Here is a 3,008-nt window from a genome sequence, read left to right on the forward strand (position 1 = left end):
ATTATAAGGAGTTACTCACTTGATTAAAATTGAATTTATAGAGTTAAAAGCCAAGTAGAAAAGTGTATTGTCCTGCAAACTTTTCTACTTGTGGAAGATATGGTAAACGCTATGGAGTTTCCTGATGAAGTAGCTCTTTTAAAGCATAAAGTTTGTCCAAAGCTTCTCGAGGTGTTAAATCATCAACATCAATTAATGCCAAAGCATCCAGTGCTGCTGAAGGCTTTTCAACTTCCACGATTTTTTCGACAACATTTTCTTCAAGAGCAGAAGGTGCAAACAAATCATTTTGAATGGTATTCTGTAATTGCTGCTGTTGTTGTCTTTCTAGAATTTTCAAGCGCTTTTGGGCTTCTTTAATCACCCCAGCAGGAATACCTGCAAGCTTGGCAACCTGTAAACCATGACTTTGACTTGCTGGGCCATGTTGAACTTTATGTAAAAGAATAAGATTTCCATTCATTTCTTTTGCAGTTACATGGTAATTGTCTATAGCGGTTTCTTTGCCTAACTCTGTTAATTCAAAATAATGTGTTGCAAACAGACATAGACATTTAATACGTTTAGTGAGGTCTAATACACATGCCCAGGCAAGTGATAAACCGTCATAAGTACTGGTGCCACGACCAACTTCATCCATGAGTACCAGAGATTGATTTGTCGCATGGTGCAATATTTGTGAAGTTTCAGTCATTTCAACCATAAATGTTGATTTACCTGAAGATAAGTCATCTGCTGAACCAATACGGGTGAAAATACGATCTATAGGACCTAATATTGCTGTTTTCGCCGGAACAAAACTACCGCAATACGCAAGTAAACTAATAAGCGCCGTTTGTCGCATAAAAGTCGATTTCCCACCCATGTTTGGTCCAGTAATAATCGCCATACGGTGATTGAAATCAAGAAGCGTATCATTTGGGGTATAAGGGGTTTTATTTAATGCTTCGACAACAGGATGACGTCCAGCAATGATTTTTACACCAATCTCGGGACTATACTCTGGTCGTGCCCAACTTTGTAAACGGGCTTGATGGGCAAAGTTGGCAAGTAAATCTATCTGTGCAATTGCTGAACTCATCATCTGTAGGTTGGCAATGTCTTGTCGTAGTGTTTCAAGTAGCTGTTCAAATAGCATTTTCTCACGAGCAAGTGCACGTGATTCACTGGATAAGACTTTATCTTCAAATGATTTTAGTTCAGGTGTGATATAGCGTTCGGCATTTTTTAAAGTTTGACGACGTATGTAGTGATCAGGTGCCTGATCAGCTTGAGCACGAGTCAGTTCAATATAGTAGCCACTAACGCGATTGTAACCGATTTTTAAGGTATTAATGCCTGTACGTTCGCGCTCTTGAACTTCCAGATCAATTAAAAACTGACCCGCATGATCACGGATTTTACGCAGTTCATCTAGTTCCTCATCAAATCCTTCAGCAATAACATTTCCATCACGAAGTAACACAGGAGGATTTTCAACAATTGCAGCCATTAAATGTTGGTGTAATCCATTAAAATCACCTAATTCTTCATTTAATTGTTCAATTAATTTTACAGGATGATTTTGGACAATAGATTCTATAGCATGACGCAAGTACGGGATTTGTGCGCAAGCCTGGCGTAGTTGTACTAAATCACGTGGACGTGCGCTGCCAAGTGCAACACGACTTAAAACACGTTCGATATCTCCGATTTCTTTTAAGACCTGACGAACCGGGGCTTCATGATATCCTTTTAAAAAAGCTTCGATTACATCGAGTCGACTGTCTAAAATCGCTGTATCACGAAGTGGTTGCATGAGAGTACGACTAAGCAAACGTCCTCCCATCGCTGTTTGACAATCGTTGATCAAGGAAAATAACGATGTCCCATGTTCAAATAAGGGATCAATAATCTCAAGATTACGTCGTGTAACTGGATCTAGTGATATGAAATCGGAGCTTTGTTCTAGTTTTATCGAACGAATGTGGGGAAGTGCAGTCTTCTGTGTTTCTTTTGCATAGTGGATCAGAGAGGCTGCTGCTGCTTGAGCTAGAGGTAGGTGATCTATACCAAAGCCAGAAAGGGTGGAAACTGCAAATTGATCACATAAGGTTTTTTGAGCGTTATTTAAATTAAAATCAACATTGGGTCTTTTGGTAATCGGGCATTCAATATTTTTTTTGATTTGTTCAATAATATTTGGATCAATTAAGTCTTCGTCAATCAGGATTTCACTCGGCATCAGACGTGCAAGTTCAAGTGCTAGTAGTTCAGGTTTATATTGTTGTTGTTGAACTTTAAAAATGCCTGCACTCAAATCTAAAAGTGCAAATCCAACTTCACTTTGTCTAAAGCACAGTGCGACTAAATTTGAGGATTGTTGAGAGTTAAGTAGTGCATCATCAGTCAGAGTACCGGGAGTTAAAATACGGACTACCGCTCGTTCAACAGGACCTTTACCTGTAACTTCACCAACCTGCTCACAAATGACAACAGTTTGACCAGCTTTAACCAGTCGTGCCAAATAGCCTTCTGCTGAGTGAAAGGGAACTCCTGCCATTGGTATAGGTTCACCATTGGTTTTCCCACGATGTGTCAAGGTTATGCCTAGAAGTTTGGCAGCCTTTTTAGCGTCATCAAAAAATAACTCATAAAAATCACCCATACGGTAAAACAGTAATGAGTGAGGATGCTGCATTTTTACTTTTAAATATTGTTGCATCATCGGAGTGTGGGAGGAGAGATCAACCTTTGAAATATCTAAACTCATTCCTAATAAAACCTTTAAATAATACAAATTATTTCAATTTATAAACAGGAGGATGAAATTGAACAGGATGATAAAACAGTGATTTATCTAGAGCTTATAGAAACCGCTGTAGCCGAGATAAATATTATGTATGTATCATCAATTTTTCCATATATTTTGCATAGTAACAAAATGCTTTGCCTTGCATAAAGTAAATATTTTTTATCAACTTTCATTTGGATAAAAAAGCATTAGATCTCACGGGCATATTTAATAA

At 38.2% G+C, this 3,008-nt stretch carries 1 protein-coding gene; it reads right to left on the minus strand.

The genetic code is table 11. The features are described from left to right. Positions 1-109 precede the first annotated feature (109 nt). Positions 110-2,752, minus strand: a complete 2,643-nt coding sequence (mutS, locus tag KPC_RS18695) for a DNA mismatch repair protein MutS (protein ID WP_121975834.1) — start codon at positions 2,750-2,752, stop codon at positions 110-112. Positions 2,753-3,008: the final 256 nt, after the last annotated feature.

Source organism: Acinetobacter stercoris, from assembly GCF_900323515.1.
In the GTDB taxonomy this organism is placed as follows: domain Bacteria; phylum Pseudomonadota; class Gammaproteobacteria; order Pseudomonadales; family Moraxellaceae; genus Acinetobacter; species Acinetobacter stercoris.

Coding starts and splice junctions, on each gene's coding strand:
- mutS (WP_121975834.1), bottom strand. CDS start 2,752: ATGAGTTTAGATATTTCAAAGGTTGATCTCTCCTCCCACACTCCGATG.